This is a genomic window from Kribbella sp. NPDC051770 (assembly GCF_040681455.1).
Lineage (GTDB): Bacteria > Actinomycetota > Actinomycetes > Propionibacteriales > Kribbellaceae > Kribbella.
Map to the genome: position 1 here is coordinate 457,067 of NZ_JBFAYT010000005.1, position 18,700 is coordinate 475,766.

The 18,700-nt window shown below is 69.8% G+C and carries 17 protein-coding genes; 12 read left to right on the plus strand and 5 right to left on the minus strand.

Annotated elements, in window-relative coordinates; genetic code table 11:
- Window positions 1-6 precede the first annotated feature (6 nt).
- The 4 genes from lipA (at window position 7) to AB0M01_RS19855 (ending at window position 3,572) form a co-directional block, all read left to right on the plus strand.
- A complete protein-coding gene (gene lipA / locus AB0M01_RS19840; RefSeq protein WP_363671403.1) occupies window positions 7-945 on the plus strand; it encodes a lipoyl synthase in 939 nt (312 codons plus the stop codon).
- Window positions 946-961: 16 nt separating this feature from the next.
- Window positions 962-1,657, plus strand: a complete 696-nt coding sequence (locus AB0M01_RS19845; RefSeq protein ID WP_363671405.1) for a DUF4191 domain-containing protein — start codon at window positions 962-964, stop codon at window positions 1,655-1,657.
- 131 nt (window positions 1,658-1,788) lie between these two features.
- Window positions 1,789-2,160, plus strand: a complete 372-nt coding sequence (locus AB0M01_RS19850) for a VOC family protein (protein ID WP_363671407.1) — start codon at window positions 1,789-1,791, stop codon at window positions 2,158-2,160.
- A 131-nt stretch (window positions 2,161-2,291) separates the two neighbouring features.
- Window positions 2,292-3,572: a cyclopropane-fatty-acyl-phospholipid synthase family protein gene (locus AB0M01_RS19855; RefSeq protein ID WP_363671409.1), complete on the plus strand. Its 1,281-nt coding sequence runs from the start codon at window positions 2,292-2,294 to the stop codon at window positions 3,570-3,572.
- On the opposite strand, the gene AB0M01_RS19860 is transcribed toward AB0M01_RS19855, so the two are convergent.
- From AB0M01_RS19860 to AB0M01_RS19870, 3 genes are read right to left on the minus strand one after another with little or no spacing between them, the layout of a single operon-like run.
- Window positions 3,569-4,054, minus strand: a complete 486-nt coding sequence (locus tag AB0M01_RS19860; RefSeq protein WP_363671411.1) for a hypothetical protein — start codon at window positions 4,052-4,054, stop codon at window positions 3,569-3,571. The genes AB0M01_RS19855 and AB0M01_RS19860 overlap by 4 nt on opposite strands.
- 53 nt (window positions 4,055-4,107) lie before the next feature.
- Entirely contained in the window at window positions 4,108-4,626 is a 519-nt protein-coding gene (locus tag AB0M01_RS19865) for a hypothetical protein (RefSeq protein WP_363671413.1), read from the minus strand.
- 52 nt (window positions 4,627-4,678) lie between these two features.
- A complete protein-coding gene (locus AB0M01_RS19870; RefSeq protein WP_363671415.1) occupies window positions 4,679-5,143 on the minus strand; it encodes an RDD family protein in 465 nt (154 codons plus the stop codon).
- A gap of 169 nt (window positions 5,144-5,312) precedes the next feature.
- Between AB0M01_RS19870 and glnA the strand changes: the two genes are divergently transcribed.
- The 3 genes from glnA to AB0M01_RS19885 all read left to right on the plus strand — a co-directional run bounded on the left by glnA (window position 5,313) and on the right by AB0M01_RS19885 (window position 8,252).
- Window positions 5,313-6,737, plus strand: a complete 1,425-nt coding sequence (gene glnA, locus AB0M01_RS19875) for a type I glutamate--ammonia ligase (protein ID WP_363671417.1) — start codon at window positions 5,313-5,315, stop codon at window positions 6,735-6,737.
- A gap of 99 nt (window positions 6,738-6,836) precedes the next feature.
- Window positions 6,837-7,451, plus strand: coding sequence for a TetR/AcrR family transcriptional regulator (locus AB0M01_RS19880; RefSeq protein WP_363671419.1), 615 nt, complete (start codon window positions 6,837-6,839; stop codon window positions 7,449-7,451).
- Window positions 7,452-7,478: 27 nt separating this feature from the next.
- Window positions 7,479-8,252: an SDR family oxidoreductase gene (locus tag AB0M01_RS19885; protein WP_363671421.1), complete on the plus strand. Its 774-nt coding sequence runs from the start codon at window positions 7,479-7,481 to the stop codon at window positions 8,250-8,252.
- Between the two features lie 35 nt (window positions 8,253-8,287).
- Here the strand turns inward: AB0M01_RS19885 and AB0M01_RS19890 are convergent, their stop codons facing one another.
- On the minus strand, window positions 8,288-10,147 hold the full coding sequence (locus AB0M01_RS19890) for a glycoside hydrolase family 76 protein (protein ID WP_363671423.1): 1,860 nt from the start codon (window positions 10,145-10,147) through the stop codon (window positions 8,288-8,290).
- 437 nt (window positions 10,148-10,584) lie between these two features.
- Here AB0M01_RS19890 and AB0M01_RS19895 point away from each other — a divergent pair, with 437 nt between their 5' ends.
- The 4 genes from AB0M01_RS19895 to AB0M01_RS19910 all read left to right on the plus strand — a co-directional run bounded on the left by AB0M01_RS19895 (window position 10,585) and on the right by AB0M01_RS19910 (window position 15,564).
- The gene (locus tag AB0M01_RS19895; RefSeq protein WP_363671425.1) at window positions 10,585-11,103 is read left to right on the plus strand and encodes a phytanoyl-CoA dioxygenase family protein; all 519 of its coding nucleotides are present in this window, start codon (window positions 10,585-10,587) and stop codon (window positions 11,101-11,103) included.
- Window positions 11,104-11,137: 34 nt separating this feature from the next.
- Entirely contained in the window at window positions 11,138-12,223 is a 1,086-nt protein-coding gene (locus AB0M01_RS19900) for an LLM class flavin-dependent oxidoreductase (protein WP_363671427.1), read from the plus strand.
- 115 nt (window positions 12,224-12,338) lie between these two features.
- The gene (locus AB0M01_RS19905) at window positions 12,339-13,238 is read left to right on the plus strand and encodes an N-acetylmuramoyl-L-alanine amidase (protein ID WP_363671429.1); all 900 of its coding nucleotides are present in this window, start codon (window positions 12,339-12,341) and stop codon (window positions 13,236-13,238) included.
- A gap of 97 nt (window positions 13,239-13,335) precedes the next feature.
- Window positions 13,336-15,564, plus strand: a complete 2,229-nt coding sequence (locus AB0M01_RS19910) for an RICIN domain-containing protein (RefSeq protein ID WP_363671431.1) — start codon at window positions 13,336-13,338, stop codon at window positions 15,562-15,564.
- Window positions 15,565-15,588: 24 nt separating this feature from the next.
- On the opposite strand, the gene AB0M01_RS19915 is transcribed toward AB0M01_RS19910, so the two are convergent.
- Complete coding sequence (locus tag AB0M01_RS19915) at window positions 15,589-17,019, minus strand: agmatine deiminase family protein (RefSeq protein ID WP_363671433.1); 1,431 nt, start codon at window positions 17,017-17,019, stop codon at window positions 15,589-15,591.
- Window positions 17,020-17,150: 131 nt separating this feature from the next.
- Here AB0M01_RS19915 and AB0M01_RS19920 point away from each other — a divergent pair, with 131 nt between their 5' ends.
- On the plus strand, window positions 17,151-18,692 hold the full coding sequence (locus AB0M01_RS19920) for an alkaline phosphatase D family protein (protein WP_363671435.1): 1,542 nt from the start codon (window positions 17,151-17,153) through the stop codon (window positions 18,690-18,692).
- The last annotated feature ends 8 nt before the right edge of the window (window positions 18,693-18,700 follow it).

Genomic DNA, 18,700 nt, shown 5'->3' on the forward strand with positions numbered 1-18,700 from the left:
GACGGCGTGACGATCGCCCCAGAAGGACGGAAACTGCTCAGGCTCGAGGTGCGCAACGCGGAGACCCCGATCGAGCGCAAACCCGAGTGGATCAAGACGCGCGCCAAGATGGGCCCGGAGTACCAGAAGCTGCAGAAGCTCGTGAAGGACGAGGAGCTGCACACGGTCTGCCAGGAAGCCGGCTGCCCGAACATCTTCGAGTGCTGGGAGGACCGCGAGGCCACCTTCCTGATCGGTGGCGACCAGTGCACCCGGCGCTGCGACTTCTGCCAGATCGACACCGGCAAGCCCGAGGCCCTGGACCGCGACGAGCCGCGCCGGGTCGCCGAGTCGGTGACCAAGATGGGTCTGCGCTACGCCACCGTGACCGGGGTCGCCCGTGACGACCTCGACGACGGCGGAGCCTGGCTGTACGCCGAGACCATCCGCCAGATCCACGCGCTCAACCCGGGCACCGGCGTCGAGATGCTCGCGCCCGACTTCAACGCGGTCCCCGAGCAGCTGGCCGAGGTGTTCTCGTCCCGGCCGGAGGTGTTCGCGCACAACGTCGAGACGGTGCCGCGGATCTTCCGCCGGATCCGCCCCGGCTTCCGCTACGAGCGCTCGCTGGACGTCATCACCCAGGCCCGCGACTACGGCCTGGTCACCAAGTCGAACCTGATCCTCGGCATGGGCGAGACCCGCGAGGAGGTCAGCCAGGCGCTGGCCGACCTGCACGGCGCCGGCTGCGAGATCATCACCATCACCCAGTACCTGCGCCCGTCGGTGCGGCACCACCCGGTCGAGCGCTGGGTCCGCCCGGAGGAGTTCGTCGAGCTGCAGGCCGAGGCCGAGCAGATCGGTTTCGCCGGAGTGATGTCCGGTCCGCTGGTACGGTCGTCCTACCGGGCCGGGCGGCTGTACCGTCAGGCCGTCGAATCCCGGATGAACGCCCCGCAGGCATAACAGGACAAAGGTAGAGATGGCCAAGAACGACGCGCCCGCCGAGAAGACCAGCCGGCTCAAGCAGATCCGGTCGGCGTACCAGCTGACCAAGAAGTCCGACCCCTGGATCGGGCTGCTGCTCGCCGGGATCTTCCTCGGCGTGGTCGCCGTGTTCGTAGCGCTCGGCTTCCTGGTCGGCCCGCTGCTGATCTGGATCCCGCTCGGCGTCGCGCTCGGCTTCCTGGCCGCGACCATCGTGTTCGGGCGCCGGGTCGAGAAGGCGGCGTACAGCCAGATCGAGGGCCAGGCCGGAGCGGCCGCCTCCGCGCTGCAGACGCTGCGCCGTGGCTGGAACGTGACGCCCGCCGTCGCGGTCACCAAGAACGCCGACATCGTGCACCGCGTGGTCGGCCGCCCGGGCATCGTCCTGGTCGGCGAGGGCCAGGCCAGCCGGGTGAAGAACCTGCTGACCGCCGAGCAGAAGAAGCACAGCCGGGTCGCCGGTGGCGCCCCAGTGATCACGGTCGTGGCCGGCAACGGCGAGGGCGAGATCGACATCCGCAAGCTCACCAAGCACGTGATGAAGCTCCCGCAGGCGCTGCAGCCGTCGGAGATCACCGACCTGCTGCAGCGGCTGAAGGCGCTGGACGCGGTCCGCCCGCAGGTGCCGATGCCGAAGGGGCCGGTCCCGACCAGCCTCAAGGGCGCCCGCCAGGCGATGAAGGGCCGCTGAGCCTGCTCCGGTGACTGATCGGTCACCAGGTCACAAGTACCGGCCACATGATCGGTGGTCGGTACTTGTTGATTCTGGGCCTTCTCGTTCGTCAGGTGGGTAGTTCATCCTGACCGAACGAGGAGGCCTGTATGACTGTCGACGACATCTTCCCGATCGTCACCACCGACGACCTGCCGCGGCTGCTGCCGTTCTACACCGAGGTCCTCGGCGGTGAGCTGGTCTACCAGTTCCCGCCGGAAGGCGCACCGGCGTACGTGAGTGTGCAGTTCGGCAAGGCGTCACTCGGGCTCGGGCACGACCCGGACTTCCGCCGTACGCCGGGCCGCCCGCCGATCGCGCTCTGGCTCTACACCGACGACCTCGACGCCACCGTCGCCGCGATCCGCACCGCCGGCGGCACGATCACCCAGGAGCCGGCCGACCAGCCCTGGGGCGAACGCGAGGCCCGCGCCGAGGACCCGGACGGCAACCACCTGTACCTGGGACAACGCGCCGGGTGAGCCCGCGAGGGTAACCGATCGGCCCCGGCCGCGTTTGTCTAGCGTGAGAGCAGTCCTGAGCCCGGCGCCGCACCCGGACGGCGCCGGTGGCCGTTAGAGTGCGACCCAGGACGGACAAGGGGCGAGGGGAAATGACCGATGTGATGCCGGCGGTGCACGAGCCGGAGGCCACGACCTGGCCGGGGCTCGCGGCGCCGCGCTCGAACCCGGTACGCCGGGCCGGCGCGCTGGCGGCGATCCGGATCATCGCCAAGGACCTGCCGGCCTCGATCGCGATCGACAACCGCCGGTACGGTCTCGGCGGGCCGTCGATGCGGGTGCACCGCAGCGGCCCGTTCCTGGACCGGCTCGGGCAGGACGCCGGGTCCGGGTTCGGCGAGGCCTACCTGGCCGGCGACTGGGACCCGGAGCCGGGGACGGACCTGGCCGACCTGCTCGTCCCGTTCGCCGAGCGGTTCAACAACGAGGCGAACCGGCACCTGCTGCCCAAGTGGGCGCAGTCGCTGCGCTGGCTGGTGACCAAGTCCCAGCCCGGCGAGCAGGAGAACGACCGGGCCGGCGCCCGGCAGAACATCAGCCGGCACTACGACCTGAGCAACGCGATGTTCTCGGAGTTCCTGGACCCGACGCTGACCTACTCGGCGGCGTACTTCGGCACCGCCGACCCGCTCGCGGACCTCGGCACCGCGTCGTACGACGAGCTGACGCCGGCGCAGCTGCACAAGCTCGACGCGATCCTCGACGCGGCCGGGGTGCGCTCGGGGTCGCGGGTGCTCGACATCGGCTGCGGCTGGGCGAGCCTGGCGATCCGGGCCGCGCAGCGCGGTGCCTGGGTCACCGCGATCACCATCGCGTCCCAGCAGGCGCTGCTCGCGCAGCGCCGGATCGCCGACGCCGGGGTGAGCGACCGCGTGCAGGTCGCGCTGCGCGACTACCGCGACCAGATCGGCGAGTTCGACGCCGTCCTGAGCGTGGAGATGATCGAGGCGGTCGGCGAGAAGTACTGGCCGGTCTACTTCGACGCCATCGAGCGCCGGCTCGCGCCCGACGGCGTCGCCGTCGTCCAGGCGATCGTGATGCCGCACGAGCGGATGCTCGCCACCCGGAACACGTTCACCTGGGTGCAGAAGTACATCTTCCCCGGCGGCCTGATCCCGTCGGTCAAGGTGATCAAGGACGTCACCGCCGAGCACACCGGCCTGCACGCCCAGGTCCTGCGCTCACTCGGCCCCGACTACGCGCGCACCCTGCGGATCTGGCGCAACCGCTTCGTCGAGCACTGGCCGCAGATCTCCGCGCTCGGCTTCGACGACACCTTCGGCCGGATGTGGGAGTTCTACCTCGCGTACTCCGAGGCGGGCTTCCGGTCGGGCTACCTGGACGATGTGCAACTGCTGCTGACGCGGCGTTAGACCACGTGGATGTCGATGATGGCTCCGCCGTTGCCGACGTACGGCGCGCGCAGGGTGAGCCCCGGTGGGTCCTGTTCGCGCGGGACCGGGCCGGTGATCACGCTGAGCCCGCCGCCGCCGAACGTGGCCGGTGACGCACCCAGCGTGCCGTTGCCGCCGCCGTAGTCGCCGGTCAGCACGAAGTGCGGGAACTTCGCGTCGACCTTGGTGATCACGAGCTTGCCGCCGGCGAACTTGATGGTCGTCCGGCCCTTGCCGACCTGGACGTTGCAGTCCCCGTCCCGGCAGGCGGCGAGGTTGGTGCCGTCCTTGGCCTTGGGGATCGGTTTCGGCTTCGGAGTGGGCGTGGGTGTCGGGCTCGGCGTCGGCGTGGGAGTCGCGCTCGGCGGCGGGGTGCTCGCGGGCGGCGTACCGGCGTCGTCGTTCGAACCGCACCCGGCCACCAGCAGCACCGCGCCCAGCGCGACAGAGATCACCTTCATGCCACCAGCCTGTTGCACGGCAGGTCCGCGCCGGGCCGCCTGGCCTCTTCCGGTCACCGGTTGCCCGGGAGCAGATGCAGGTCGATGACCGCGCCGTTCGCGGCGACGTACGGCGCACGCATCGTCAGCCCCGGCGGGTCCTCGCTGCGCGGGTAGGTGTCGCCGCCGAGCACCATCATGTCGCCGAAGCTCTGCGGGAACCCGGGGACGAGCTCGCCGCTGCCGCCGCGGATGTCGCCGTCGAGGTCGAACGTGGCCACACCGTTCGCGACGTCGATCGCGAGCACGATGCCCTGGAACTTGAACGTGGTCCGGCCGGGGCCGATCTGCACCTGGCAGTCGCCGTCGCGGCAGGCGGCGAGGTTCTTCCCGTCCTTGGCCTTGGGCAGCGGCTTGGGCTTCGGCTTCGGCTTCGGGGCCGGCGTGGGTGTCGGCGTCGGCGTCGGTGTCGCGGTGGGCGTCGGCGTGCTGCTGATCGTCGGCGCGTCCGCGGCCGGTGTACCGGCGTCGTCGTTCGAACCGCACCCAGCCACCAGCAGCACCGCGCCCAGCGCGACAAAGATCACCTTCATGCGGCCAGTCTGCCGCTACTCCGGGTGACCGGCCGCCGTTGGCAGCTTGCGGTCAGCGGCGTACGACGATCGTGCTGGCCGCGCGGTCGTGCAGCCCGCGGCGGTCCCGGTCGTACACGACCGCGGGCAGCACGAGGCAGATCAGGAACGACCGGATCGCCCCCGCCAGCAGCCCCGGTTGACCGGTGTACCCAGGCCCGCCGGCTCCGACGCGGATCACCCGCAGACCGCAGATCCGGTGCCCCAACGTGAACCCCGCAAGGCCGGACAGCACCGCGGACATCGCGAAGAACGTCACCAGCTGGGCGGTGTTGTAATCGTTGCCACCGGCCCATATCGGCTTCCCGGTGATCGCCGACGCGATCAGCCCGGCGATCAGCCAGTCGATCAGCAGTGCGAGCAGCCGGCGCCCCCAGCCGGTGACCGATCCCGGCCCGTCCTCGGGCAGCCCGAGCCGGTTGCCCGGATAACGGAACTCTTCGGCGGGTCCTGTCCCGGGGTGCGCGGATGATGCCATAGTGGCTAGCCTACGAGGGGCTGGGCAGCTCTCACCGCCCTCCCCCGAATCTCCAGTGGGTCAGCGCGGACACGCTGGGCTTAACATCCGCGAAACATTGGGGTCACGGCTGAGTAATCGGCAGGCCCTACGTTCGACGTGAATCTCTGAGCCACCCCGAGGAGTACGTATGTTTTCCAGCGCTGAGGAGCTGCTCGCCTACGTCAAGGACGAGGGCGTCGCATTCATCGACGTCCGGTTCTGCGACCTGCCGGGCATCATGCAGCACTTCACCGTCCCGGTGTCGTCGTTCGGTCCCGAGGTCTTCGAGGACGGCCTGCAGTTCGACGGTTCGTCGATCCGCGGCTTCCAGCAGATCCACGAGTCGGACATGTCGCTGCTGCCCGACCCGACGACCGCCTTCATCGACCCGTTCCGCGCGGACAAGACGCTGGTCATCAACTTCTTCGTCCACGACCCGCTGACCGGCGAAGCGTACTCGCGCGACCCGCGCAACATCGCCCGCAAGGCGCAGGAGTACCTGAAGTCGACCGGGATCGCGGACACCGCGTTCTTCGCGCCGGAGGCGGAGTTCTACGTCTTCGACGACGTCCGCTTCGAGACCAAGGCCAACGAGGGTTACTACCACATCGACTCCGTGGCCGGCGCCTGGAACACCGGCCGGGTCGAGGAGGGCGGTAACCGCGGGTACAAGGTCCGCTACAAGGGTGGCTACTTCCCGGCCCCGCCGGTCGACCACTTCGCCGACCTGCGCAACGACATCACCAAGCACCTGGAGAACAGCGGCCTGCTCGTCGAGCGCGCCCACCACGAGGTCGGCACCGCCGGCCAGGCGGAGATCAACTACCGCTTCGACACGCTGCTGACCGCGGCCGACGACGTGATGAAGTTCAAGTACATCGTCAAGAACACCGCCTGGGACGCCGGCAAGACCGCGACCTTCATGCCGAAGCCGATCTTCGGCGACAACGGCTCGGGCATGCACTGCCACCAGTCGCTGTGGAGCGACGGCGTCCCGCTGTTCTACGACGAGTCCGGGTACGGCGGCCTGTCCGACACCGCGCGCTGGTACATCGGCGGCCTGCTCAAGCACGCCCCGTCGCTGCTGGCCTTCACCAACCCGACGGTGAACTCCTACCACCGCCTGGTCCCCGGCTTCGAGGCCCCGGTCAACCTGGTCTACTCCCAGCGCAACCGCTCAGCCTGCATCCGGATCCCGATCACCGGCTCGAACCCGAAGGCCAAGCGGATCGAGTTCCGCTGCCCCGACCCGTCGGCCAACCCGTACCTGGCCTTCGCCGCCCAACTGCTGGCCGGCATCGACGGCATCCGCAACAAGATCGAGCCGGCCGACCCGATCGACAAGGACCTCTACGAGCTCCCGCCGGAGGAGCACGCCTCGGTCAACCAGGTCCCCACCTCGCTGCCGGCCGTGATCGACGCCCTCGAGGCCGACCACGACTTCCTGCTCGAGGGCGACGTCTTCACCGCGGACCTGATCGAGACCTGGATCGACTTCAAGCGCGAGAACGAGATCGCCCCGATCCAGCTCCGCCCGCACCCGCACGAGTTCGAGCTGTACTACGACGTCTGAGTTCGCGCACTGAGCTGCAGCCCCGCCCGGGTCTCCCGGGCGGGGCTTCTTCTTGCCATCCGTGAACAGCGTGACCAGACACGTTGTATGGTTGTTGACATGCCTTCTGTCACGCGTCAGCGCCGGGGTGGGAACGCTCCGGCGGTCGTTGAACTGCCGGCCGCTCTGGAGCGGTTGCTGCGGCGCGGTGAGAGCTTCACCGAGCTGAGCGTGCGGCAGATCATCGAGGAGGCCGGCGTCTCGCGCGCCACGTTCTACGCGCACTTCAAGGACAAGGGGCAGCTGATCATCCAGCTGGCCGACGCGGTCCGCGAGTCGTCGTTGCGGCTGGCGCGCGAGTGGGACCCGGGCGCCGGGGAGGACGGTGCGGCGCGGTACGCGGCGTTCTTCGCCGAGGTGATCCGGCTGCACCGGGCCAACTTCGCGGTGCTGTCCGCGGTCCGCGAGCTCGCCGGGTACGACCCCGCCGTCCGCGACTTCTACACCGCCGACCTCGAAGGCTTCGACGACGTCGTACGCCGGACGCTGCTCGACGAGCAAGCCGCCGGTACGACGCCGGCCGCGCTCGACGCGACCGCCGCGAGCCGGGTCATCGTCTGGGGTGGCGGCGCCGCGATCGCCCGCCACATCGAGGTCGACGACGGCAGCGGCGACGAGGTGTTCGCGCGCGAGCTCGGCAGCATCTGGTGGTACGGCGCCTACCGCCGTCCCTGACTCAGCACAACCGATAAGGAAACCCCTGTGAACGAAGGACTTTCGCCCTTTCCGCTGGCCGGCCGGACGGCCGTCGTCACCGGCGGTGGCCGCGGCGTCGGCGCGACCACCGCGGCGCTGCTCGCGCGCGCCGGCGCCCGCGTCGCGCTGGTCGGTCGCAGCGAGGAGTCGCTGCGCGCCACCGCCTCCGAGCTCCCCGAAGGCACCGAGGTGATCGTTGCCGACCTCACCGATCCAGGCGCCCCGGCGGCTGTCTTCGGCGCCGCCGTCGAGCAGCTCGGGCGGATCGACGTACTGGTCAACAACGCCGCGGCGGAGAACTTCACCGCCGCCGACCAGCTCACCGCCGAGGAGGCCGACGAGCTCTGGGCGCTGAACGCCCGCTCCCCGATGCTGCTGGCCGGGCTGGCCGCGGCGCACATGGCGGCCAACGGCGGCGGCAGCATCGTGAACCTCGGCTCGGTGATCGGCAGCGAGCGCAGCATCGCCAACCAGGTCCTCTACTCGGTCACCAAGGGCGGCATCGACGGCCTCACTCGCGCGCTGGCCGCTGAGTGGGGACCGCGCGGCGTCCGCGTGAACTCGGTCCGCCCCGCCGTGACCCGCAGCGACATGTCGGCGGCGATCTTCGACAACCCCGAGCTGGAGAAGGTCCTCACCGCGCAGTACGCGCTCGGCCGGATGGGCGAGCAGCAGGACATCGCCGAGGCGGTGCTGTTCTTCGCGAGCCCGGCGAGCTCGTTCGTCACCGGCCAGGTGCTCAGCGTCGACGGCGGCTGGATCAGCACGCTGGTGCACTGAAACAGGCCCACGCTCGCGCGTGGGCCTGCCCAGTACTACCCGGTGTACGTCGCGCTCAGGTGGTACAGCCGGCCGCCCCAGCCCTCGTCGGGGAACGCGTCGGAGATCCGGACGTACGCCGCCTTGTCCGCGCCGAGGTGCGGGGTCAGGTCGAACGTCCGGGCCGCCTTGTTCTGGCCGTCGTGGGCGTGCTCGGTCTCCCGGGCCAGCTCCGTCCACTGCCGGCCGTCACCGCTCACCTCGACGACGTACTCGTTGTCGATCGTCAGCGTCGCGGACGCCGCCGTGGTGCTCGCCGGGAACGGGAAGCGGTAGGTGAAGGACGCGTTGCCGTCGGCGAAGCGGTTCTGGACGCCGTTGCTCTGTGAACCGCCCGCGTCGAACAGCCAGGGCAGCTCGGCGGCGGTACCGGTGTCGAAGTCGACGCTGCGCGCCACCTGGATGTCGGCTCGAGTGCTGAACGTCAGCTGCGGACCGGCCGTCGCGGTGACGGTCACCGGGTAGCGGCCGTCCGCCGTACCGGCGGGGATCGCGACGTCGAGCTGGACCTCGGCCTGGGCCGGTACGGCGTTGCCCTTCGCTCGCAAGGTCACCGTCGCCCGCCGCGGCGTGACGGTCCAGCCTGCCGGAGCCGAGGCCCTGACGTCGGCGATGACGCGTTGCCCGGCGGGCGCCGTGACCTGGAGCCGGGCGGTCAGCGCGACGGTCGTCCCGCTGGCGCCGGAGGCCATCACCACCGGCTGCGCCGGATTCATGCTCGCCGACAGCGATCGCACCGGCGGCCGTGCCGGTACGTCGGCGATCAGCGCGCTCAACGCGCTCGCCTGGGTCCGCCAGTCGAAGACGTTCGCCTCGCCGCCGGACCAGCGCAGCCCGAGCCGGCCGGCCGCATCGCGGTGTTCCCAGACAGTCGCGGCCTGCCGCCTCTGGAAATCGAGGTAGCGGCGGTCGTGCGTGGTGTCGGTCAGGTCCATCCAGTAGCGCAGGAAGATGCCCTTGAACTGCTTCTGGTTGTCGTCGCAGCTCTTGCCCGGCACCTCGCAGGACTCGGCCAGTACGCCGTTCGGAGCCAGGCCGCCGGCACCGATCGCCGAGTCCGCGAGCCGTCGTACGGTCGTGAGCAAGCGGGGATCGCGGGTCGCCCGCCACAGCTCGAGACCGGCGCCGATCGCCAGACCCTGGTTGTAGGTCCACACCGTGTCGCCGTTGGACTTGCAGGTGCCGGTGTTGAGCCCGTCATTCACCAGACCATCGGCGTTGATCAGCCCGCTGCCGGTGAACCAGTTCCACCCCTGCTGCGCACGCCCGAGCCAGTGCCGGTCACCGGGGATCCGGTTGTGCAGCTCGGCGGTCAGCCGGATCCAGAGCCCGTTGGTGACAGCGTTCTTGTACGTGCGCTCGGCGTCCCACCAGACTCCGCCGCCGCAGGTGCCGTCCCAGTAGTCCTCGACGTACTCCGCGATCGTGACGGCCATGTCGAGGTACTTGCGATTCTTGGTCAGGTCGTAAGTCTGGATCCAGGTCAGCGCCCACCACTCGGAGTCGTCGATCGCCCGACTGGTGAAGTTCCCGAGCAGCGGGTCACCGGACAGGTAGCCGGCCGGGAACACGCCCTTGTCCTTCTCGAACGTGTTGTCCAGCTGCGGGAGATAGCGACGGTCGCCGGTGCGCTGCATGTAGTCGCCGACGGTCTGGAGCGCAACCGCCGAGTTCCACCAGCTGGAGGGGAACCAGGCTTTCACCGGTTCGTACGAACTCATCAGCACGTCGGCGGCAACACGAGACCGAGCAGTGGCCGACGCGCCTCCACCCGGATCAGCTCCGGCGGGCAACACCGACGCTGCCCCGACAGCCAGCACCACCGCACCGGCAGTCAGCAAACGACTCAGGATCATGAGCGAATCTCCTCGAGGCTCTGGGCGGCTCGGCCGACCGAGGTTGGAAACGTTTCAGTATCCTGATCACCCGGGACAACGATGTCAATGCCGAACGGTGAGACAGCCACGGCTGACCGAGCGGCACGGCGGGATATTCGGTTGCCGGGGCCAGGCCGGCGGCGGAGAGTGCTCGGCATGTTGTCGTCCGGTGAGATCGCTGCGTTTCAGGCCGACGGGTTCGTGGCAGTGCGGGGTGCCGTGCCGCGGGAGGTCGCGGAGGCCTGTGTGGACACCGTCTGGGCCGAGCTCGCGCAGCAAGGCGTACTGCGTGACGACCGGTCGACCTGGTCGGCGCCGGTGGTACGGATCATCAGCCCGAACGACGGGCCGTTTGCCGCGGCTGGGACCGCGCCTGGGCTCTGGGCGGCGTACGACCAGTTGATCGGGCCGGGTGCATGGTTGAAGCACGAAGGCATGGGCGGGACGATCCCGGTGCGGTTTCCGTCGACGAGGATCCGCGGGACGCCGGGTGGCACATCGAGACCAGTTACTGGTCCGGCAGCGAGTGGCGGTCGAACATCCGGAGCCGGGAGCGGGGGTTGCTGGCGTTGTTCCTGCTGACCGATGTCGGGATGGATGATGCGCCGACGCGGATCCGGGTCGGTTCGCACGTCGATGCGGCGCGGGTGCTGGCGCCGGCTGGGGACGACGGGATGGACATGGCTGCTTCGGGGCCGCTGGTCGGGGAGGCCAGTGCGCATCGGGAGGTCGTTCACGCGACCGGCTCGGCGGGGGACGTGTTCCTGTGCCATCCGTTCCTCGTTCACGCCGCATCCTGGCCGCACCGCGGTACGACGGCGCGGATGATCACGCAGCCGGGGATCGCACTGCTGGAGCCGTTCGCGCTCGAGGACCGCGGTACGGCGTACCCGGTGGAGGCGGCGATCCTCGACGTCGTTCGTGAGACGATCTAAGTCCAGTAAGTTTGCTGGAATAAACTTGTTTGGTATGAGCCTCGAACTTCTCTGGTACATCCCGAACCAGGTCCAGCCCGGGCACCGCGGCGACGACGCGACTGCCGGGCACAACAGCCTGGACCGCCTGACCGACCTCGCGCGGTTGACCGAGCAGCACGGCTGGGGTGGCGCGCTCCTCGGAACCGGGTGGGGCCGGCCGGACACCCTCACCGTCGCGACGGCGCTGGCTGCCCGTACGACGACGTTCCAGCCGCTGGCCGCGATCCGCCCTGGCTACTGGCAGCCCGCGCACTTCGCGTCCGCCGCCAGCACGCTCGACCAGCTGAGCGACGGCCGCCTGCTGATCAACATCGTCTCCGGCCAGGACAACCTCCCGGCGTACGGCGACAGCGAGGGCGACCAGGCCCAGCGCTACGCGCGCACCAAGGAGTTCCTGCAGCTCGTACGCCGCCTGTGGACCGAGGAGAACGTCACGTTCACCGGCGAGCACTTCCACGTCACCGACTCGACCGTCGCCACCCGGCCGGTTGCCAGACCTGGTCGCCCACATCCCCGCCTCTACTTCGGCGGCGCCTCCCCCGCCGCCGAACAAGTCGCCGCCACCGACGCCGACGTCCAGCTCTTCTGGGGCGAACCCCGCGACGGCATCGCCGAACGCATCGACCGGCTCGACAAGCTTCAGCAGGAGCTCGGCCGCGAACACCAGCCCCTCGAGTACGGCCTGCGGATCACCACGCTCATCCGCGACACCACCGAACAAGCCTGGACCGACGCCGAAGCGAAGGTCGAGAGAATGGCCGAAGACAACAATTTCCGAGACGAACGCCGCTTCAAAGCCGTCGGCCAGCAACGCCTCCTCGACCTCGCAGCCCGCGGCGACGTCCTCGACGACAACCTCTACACAGCCCCCGGCAAGCACGGCGGCGGCGGCGCCGGCACCACCTGGCTCGTCGGCTCCCCCGACGACGTCGCCAAGTCCCTCCGCAAGTACCAGGACCTCGGCATCACCCACTTCATCCTCTCGGATACCCCCTACCGCGAAGAGATCATCCGCGTCGGCGACCAACTCCTCCCGCTCCTCACTGGCCAACCTCTCGACGCCGCACCCGCGGAGTGAGTAGGTTCCTCGGGCGGTGAGGTTTACCTGGGAGTCAGGCGGGGACTACTCCCGGTACGAGCTTCGCCACTGTCGGTGAAGACGTGAGGCGATGAGGTGTGTTTTGGCCCGACCGATGACGGCTGACCAGACCGTGGCGGCGTTGCGGAAGTGGGGGGTCAAGTTCCGGGAGTACCCGGGGTGGCGGACGCGGGGGCGGCCGGGGGCGTTCGGGGACGTGCGCGGGGTGATCGTGCACCACACCGGCAGCAACTCGCAGAGTGACGACTACCTGAACTTCCTGTTCGTGCGGGGGCGGGCCGAGGAAGGGATTCCGGGGCCGTTGTGCAACGTGTCGACCGACATGGACGGGGATCTGCACGTCGGCGCGGTCGGGCGGGCGAACCACGCCGGGCGCGGGTCGCAGACCACGCTCAGCCGGGTGACCTCGCAGAACTACGCCGGCTACACGGCAGAGCTGCGGCCCGGCGCCGACAACGTCGACGGCAACGCGCACTACTACGGCAACGAGGTCCGGTACGACGGCGCCCGCGCGATGACCGCGGCGGCGTACCGGACGGCGCTGCTGCACGCCGCCGCGGTGTGCGACTTCCACGGCTGGAACGCGCTCGCGGTGATCGGTCACCGTGAGCACACCCGGCGCAAGACCGACCCGGGCCGCAACCCGATGAACAAGTTCCGTACCGACCTGGCCGCCGTACTGCGGGCCGGACCCGATGGAGACGACATGGCAAACGCCGACGAGGTACTCGCCGAGCTGCGCAAGTTCCAGGCCGCGGAGGCCCAGCGGTACGCCGACCTGGCCAACCGCGTGCAGGCCCTGACCGACCAGGAGGAGGGCCGGTACGCCGACCTGCAGCGCCGCGTCCAGGGCCTGGTCAACCAGGAGGCCGGCCGCTACGAGGACTACGTCCGCCGGTTCAACGCGATCCTCGCCGCGCTCCCGAACGGCGCGAACCAGCAGACCGATCCGGAACCGGTTCCGGAATCCGACAACCCTTCGGCTACCTCTTGAATTAAGTAAGCAACTTGGATTTCCTTAGGTCACCCGTGCCCGAATGCGCATTCCCGCAGCCGCGCACGGCCCGCCCCGACCTTGAGGAGATCCCCCCATGCCTGGAGTCGCCCCACTCCGCCCGCCGCCGCGCGGCCGCAAGTTCGCGGCCGTCTCGGCGGCGCTGGTCGCCGCTGTCGTCGCGACCGGGCTGACCGTCGTCAGCTCGCCGGCCGCCACCGCGGCCATCTCGCCGACCGCCTGGAACACCGTGACCGCCAAGAACAGCGGCAAGTGCGTCGACGCCCGTGGCGCGCAGACCGCCAACGGCACCGCCGTGCAGCAGTACACCTGCAACAGCAGCACCGCCCAGCAGTGGCAGTTCCAGCCGACCTCCGACGGCTACGTGCGGATCAACGCGCGCAACGCCGCGAGCCAGGTGCTCGACGTCAGCAACGTGTCGGCCGCCGACGGCGCGCTGATCCACTTGTGGGCCTACGGCAACGGTGCCAACCAGCAGTTCCGCCCGGTCGAGGAGGCCGACGGCGCCTACCACCTCGTCAACCGCAACAGCGGCAAGTGCCTCGACGTCCCGTCGGCCTCCAACGCGGACAGCGTCCAGCTGCAGCAGTACGCCTGCAACGGCAGCGCCGCCCAATCGTTCAGGATCACCCCTGTGGACGGCACGCCCCCGACCAACCCGCCCGGTACGCCGGACCTCGGCCCGAACGTGTCGGTCTTCGACCCGTCGATGCCGCAGAGCCAGATCCAGTCGCGCCTGGACCAGGTCTTCAACCAGCAGGAGGAGAACCAGTACGGCGAGCAGCGCTACGCCCTCCTCTTCAAGCCGGGCACCTACAACGTCAGCGCCAACGTCGGCTTCTTCACCCAGGTCGCCGGCCTCGGCCTGACGCCGGACAGCGTGAACATCAACGGCGCCGTGCACGTCGAGGCGGACTGGTTCCCGCCGCAGAACGCGACCCACAACTTCTGGCGCGGCGCCGAGGGCCTGGCCGTGAACCCGCCGGGCGGGCTCGACCGCTGGGCGGTCAGCCAGGCGTCGGCGTACCGGCGGATGCACCTGAAGGGCAACCTCGCGCTGGACGACGGCGGCTGGTCGAGCGGCGGTTTCATGGCCGACACGGTCGTCGACGGCCAGGTTCGGTCGGGCAGCCAGCAGCAGTGGCTGTCGCGCAACACCAACTGGGGCAGCTGGACCGGCCAGAACTGGAACATGGTCTTCGTCGGCGCCCAGAACGCTCCGGCCGGGAACTTCCCGAACCCGCCGTACACCAAGGTCGCGCAGACGCCGGTGATCCGTGAGAAGCCGTACCTGTACGTCGACAACGCCGGCGCCTACCAGGTGTTCGTCCCGGCGCTGAAGCAGAACTCGGCCGGCCCGGGCTGGACCAACGGCAACCCCGCCGGTCAGTCGCTGCCGATCAGCCAGTTCTACATCGCCAAGCCGGGTGTCTCGGGCGCGACGCTGAACGCGGAACTTGCCGCGGGCAAGAACATCCTGTTCACCCCGGGCATCTTCCGGATCAGCGAGCCGCTGCGGATCACCCGCCCGGACACGGTCGTCCTGGGCCTCGGCCTGGCCACCGTGATGCCGACCAACGGAAACTCGGCGATCACCGTCGCCGACGTGGACGGCGTCAAGATCGCCGGCCTGCTGATCGACGCCGCGCCGACGAACTCGCCGCTGCTGATGGAGGTCGGCCCGACCGGCGCCTCGGCGAACCACAGCGCGAACCCGACGTCGCTGCACGACGTGTACTTCCGGATCGGCGGTTCCGCGGTCGGCAAGGCGACCGAGACGCTGCGGATCAACAGCGACAACGTGATCCTCGACCACGCCTGGCTGTGGCGCGGTGACCACTCGTTCGGCGTCGGCTGGAACACCAACACCGCCGACACCGGGCTGGTCGTCAACGGCGACAACGTCACGGCGTACGGGTTGTTCGTCGAGCACTACCAGAAGTACCAGACGATCTGGAACGGCAACGGCGGCCGGACGTACTTCTACCAGAACGAGATGCCGTACGACCCGCCGAACCAGGGTGCCTGGATGAACGGCTCGACCCGCGGGTACGCCGCGTACAAGGTGGCCGACTCGGTCACCACGCACGAGGCCTGGGGGCTGGGCAGCTACTGCGTGTTCACCAGCGACGCGAGCATCGTCGCCGACCGGGCTTTCGAGGTCCCGAACAAGGCGGGCGTGAAGTTCCACAACATGGTCACCGTCTCGCTCGGCGGCCGCGGAACGATCTCGCACGTCATCAACAACACCGGCGGCCCGTCGAACTCGAACACGAACGTCGCGCAGTGGGTGAACTACCCGTAAGCCGTTGATCCAGCAGCAGCCCGTTCAGGCGGGCTGCTGCTGGGTCGCGCAGTGGATCGTCCCGCCGGCGTTGGCGAGACCGTCCGTGGTGATCTGTACGACGAGCCGCTCGGGGTAGAGCTCCGAGATCAGGTCGTACGCCGCCTGGTCGGCGTCGAGGTCGCCGAACTGGCCGAGCACGACACAGCCGTTGGCCTCGTAGTACCCGACGTACCCGGTCGCGACGGTCTCGGCGAACGCGTCGGCGCCGCGCTCGGTGATCGGGAGGGCGCGGTTGCGCGCCTGGTACGCCGCGAAGACCTGATCGGGGTCGGGTGGCTGCACCTCATGCATGCTCAGTTGATCGGCACCACCGAGCAACGTTCGGCGTTCGGCATCCGGCAGATTGTTGAGCGCCTCCACCCCCGCCCGGAGCGCCCGCCGGTCCGGCCCGTCCTCCGGATCGTCCGACCCGGCGAACAACAACTTGCCTGGAGCAACGAATCGGGCGAGGAAGTCCACGTGCCAGTCGGTCAGCTCGATCGCCGGCCGGCCCGGCATCCACAGCATCCGCTCGACGCCGAACACCCGCCGCAGCTCGACCTCGACCTGCGCCTTCGTGCGGCCCGGGTTGCGGTTCGGGTTCAGGATGCAGCTCTCGGTCGCGACGGCCAGCCCGGACCCGTTGACCTCGAGCCCGCCGCCCTCCATCGTGAGCCAGGTCCGCACCACCTGGACGTCGGCCTGGACGGCGATCCCCGCCGCCACCCCGCGGTCCCGCGTGATCGGCTGGTCCCGGATCCCGTTCCGCGTCTTCTCCGGATCTTTCCGCCAGCCCGGCAGCCCGGTGCGGGGCGGCCACTGGCCCCATCCGTTGAAGTTCAGGTCGACCGCGTGCAACCGCCCGCCGGTATCGCGGACGAAGACCGGCGCCGTGTCGCGCGCCCACAGATCGTTCAGCGGCATCCGAACGAGCTCGACCTCGCCGACCGGCGGCAGCTTCTCCCCGCCGGCGTAGATCCGCCCGGCGCGATCCAGCTCGCCGACCTGGTCCTTGATCGAGCGCCCGGCCTTGCAGTCGGCGAGAAACCTTCGGGCCTCGGCCTCGTCGGCCGCCGAGTTCACCAGCAGCACCACCGGCTCGAACCGCGCGATCGTCGCGGCCAGCCGGACGAGGTCCTGCCGCGCGACGATCCGGCTGTTGCGCAGATCCCGCCCGTACGCCGAAACCGAGTCCTCACCCCAGACTCCCGGCGTCGCGCCGTACGCCATCCAGGTCACCTCGTGCGCGGCCCCCTCGGCCGGCATCCGGAACGCGCTCGACCCCGGCCGCCCCGACGAGGGCCCGCCCGGCGAGGACTCCCCCGAAGTTGGCGTCCGCGTCCCGTCCGGCTCCGGCGCCTGGCGGCATCCGCTCACGACCATCCCCAGCCCCGCCATCCCCGTGGCCCCCAGCAGTTTCCGCCGGCCCAGCATCGTTCACTCCCCGTTCGATCGTCGGGCCGATGATCGCACGGCCAAGTGTTCACGCCGAGTAGTAGAAAAGTTACAAAAATGCCGCCACCATGGTGAACGAACTCCCGCCCCGTTCACGAAGGTGAGACCTCATGAGCCCGATCAGTCGTCGAACACTCATGCTCGGCGGACTCGCGGCGGCCGGTGCCGCGGCCGTCCCCGCCTACTCCTCCAGCGTCGTCACAGCCACCGCCGCCGTCCCGTACCCGTTCCAGCTCGGCGTCGCGTCCGGTGAGCCCGACGCGAGCAGCGTCGTCCTCTGGACCCGTCTCGCGCCCTCGCCGCTCAACGCCGACGGCCAGGGCGGCATGGCGAACGCCAACGTCGCCGTCGACTGGCAGGTGTCGACCGACGACCGCTTCAGCACCCTCGTCGCCTCCGGCTCCGTCACCGCGACGTACGCCGCCGCGCACTCCGTGCACGTCGTCGCCGGCGGGCTCAACCCGGACGCCGACTACTTCTACCGCTTCCGCGCCCAGGGCCACCTCTCCCCCGTCGGCCGCACCCGCACCGCGCCCGCGCCGGGCACCAACGGCCGCGACCTGGTGATGGCGTTCACCTCCTGCTCGCACTACGAGGAGGGCTACTTCACCGTCTACCGCCGGATGGCCGAGGACAACCCGGGCGTCATCCTGCACCTCGGCGACTACATCTACGAGTACGGCGCGACCGCCGGCCGCCCGCGGCTGCACGCCGGTGCCTCGGAGATCGTGTCGCTCGCGGACTACCGCCGCCGGTACGCGCAGTACAAGTCCGACCCGGACCTGCAGGCCGCGCACGCGGCCGCGCCGTGGATCGTCGTCCCGGACGACCACGAGATCGAGAACAACCGGGCCGGCAACATCCGCGCCGACAGCACGCCGTCGCTGACCGCGGCGCAGTGGACCGCGCGGCAGACCGCGGCGTACAAGGCGTACTACGAGAACATGCCGCTGCGGCCCGCGCAGGCGCCGAGCGGCGCGAGCATCCCGCTGTACCGCAAGCTGCCGTGGGGCAAGCTGGCCAGCTTCCACATGCTCGACACCCGGCAGTACCGCAACGACCAGGCCTGCGGCGACGGCTGGAAGGTCTGCTCGGACGCCGACCTGGCCAGCCGCAGCCTGCCCGGCAACGCGCAGGAGACCTGGCTGCTGAACAGCCTGAACCAGCACACCGGGACCTGGGACATCCTCGGCCAGCAGGTGTTCTTCGCACGCCGCTTCAACTCGACCGGCGCGAGCATGGACGCCTGGGACGGCTACCGCGCTTCCCGGGCCCGGATCCAGCAGGGCTGGGTCGACCGCGGCGTCCGCAACCCCGTCGTCCTCACCGGTGACGTGCACCGCGCCTGGGCCAGCAACTTGGTTGCCGACTACAACAACCCGGCCTCGGCGGTGATCGGCCAGGAGCTGGTCACCAGCTCGGTCACCTCCAGCGGCGACGGCGACGGCGCGACCGCGATCCCGGACGTCGGCACCAACCCGTGGCTGAAGTTCTACAACAACCGCCGCGGCTACGTCCGGACGACGTTCAGCCCGACCCAGATGCGGGCCGACTTCCGTGCGGTCGCGAAGGTCTCCGAGCACGGCGCGGCCGCGACCACCGTGAAGTCGTTCGTCGTCGAAGAGGGCCGTCCCGGCCTGCAGACGGTCTGAGGGGAAGC

What these genes read in the sequence shown, in the direction of transcription:
- AB0M01_RS19845 (WP_363671405.1), top strand. Translation starts at nt 962, where the DNA reads ATGGCCAAGAACGACGCGCCCGCCGAGAAGACCAGCCGGCTCAAGCAG.
- AB0M01_RS19850 (WP_363671407.1), top strand. Translation starts at nt 1,789, where the DNA reads ATGACTGTCGACGACATCTTCCCGATCGTCACCACCGACGACCTGCCG.
- AB0M01_RS19855 (WP_363671409.1), top strand. Translation starts at nt 2,292, where the DNA reads ATGACCGATGTGATGCCGGCGGTGCACGAGCCGGAGGCCACGACCTGG.
- AB0M01_RS19860 (WP_363671411.1), bottom strand. Translation starts at nt 4,054, where the DNA reads ATGAAGGTGATCTCTGTCGCGCTGGGCGCGGTGCTGCTGGTGGCCGGG.
- AB0M01_RS19865 (WP_363671413.1), bottom strand. Translation starts at nt 4,626, where the DNA reads ATGAAGGTGATCTTTGTCGCGCTGGGCGCGGTGCTGCTGGTGGCTGGG.
- AB0M01_RS19870 (WP_363671415.1), bottom strand. Translation starts at nt 5,143, where the DNA reads ATGGCATCATCCGCGCACCCCGGGACAGGACCCGCCGAAGAGTTCCGT.
- glnA (WP_363671417.1), top strand. Translation starts at nt 5,313, where the DNA reads ATGTTTTCCAGCGCTGAGGAGCTGCTCGCCTACGTCAAGGACGAGGGC.
- AB0M01_RS19880 (WP_363671419.1), top strand. Translation starts at nt 6,837, where the DNA reads ATGCCTTCTGTCACGCGTCAGCGCCGGGGTGGGAACGCTCCGGCGGTC.
- AB0M01_RS19890 (WP_363671423.1), bottom strand. Translation starts at nt 10,147, where the DNA reads ATGATCCTGAGTCGTTTGCTGACTGCCGGTGCGGTGGTGCTGGCTGTC.
- AB0M01_RS19895 (WP_363671425.1), top strand. Translation starts at nt 10,585, where the DNA reads ATGGTTGAAGCACGAAGGCATGGGCGGGACGATCCCGGTGCGGTTTCC.
- AB0M01_RS19900 (WP_363671427.1), top strand. Translation starts at nt 11,138, where the DNA reads ATGAGCCTCGAACTTCTCTGGTACATCCCGAACCAGGTCCAGCCCGGG.
- AB0M01_RS19905 (WP_363671429.1), top strand. Translation starts at nt 12,339, where the DNA reads ATGACGGCTGACCAGACCGTGGCGGCGTTGCGGAAGTGGGGGGTCAAG.
- AB0M01_RS19910 (WP_363671431.1), top strand. Translation starts at nt 13,336, where the DNA reads ATGCCTGGAGTCGCCCCACTCCGCCCGCCGCCGCGCGGCCGCAAGTTC.
- AB0M01_RS19915 (WP_363671433.1), bottom strand. Translation starts at nt 17,019, where the DNA reads ATGCTGGGCCGGCGGAAACTGCTGGGGGCCACGGGGATGGCGGGGCTG.
- AB0M01_RS19920 (WP_363671435.1), top strand. Translation starts at nt 17,151, where the DNA reads ATGAGCCCGATCAGTCGTCGAACACTCATGCTCGGCGGACTCGCGGCG.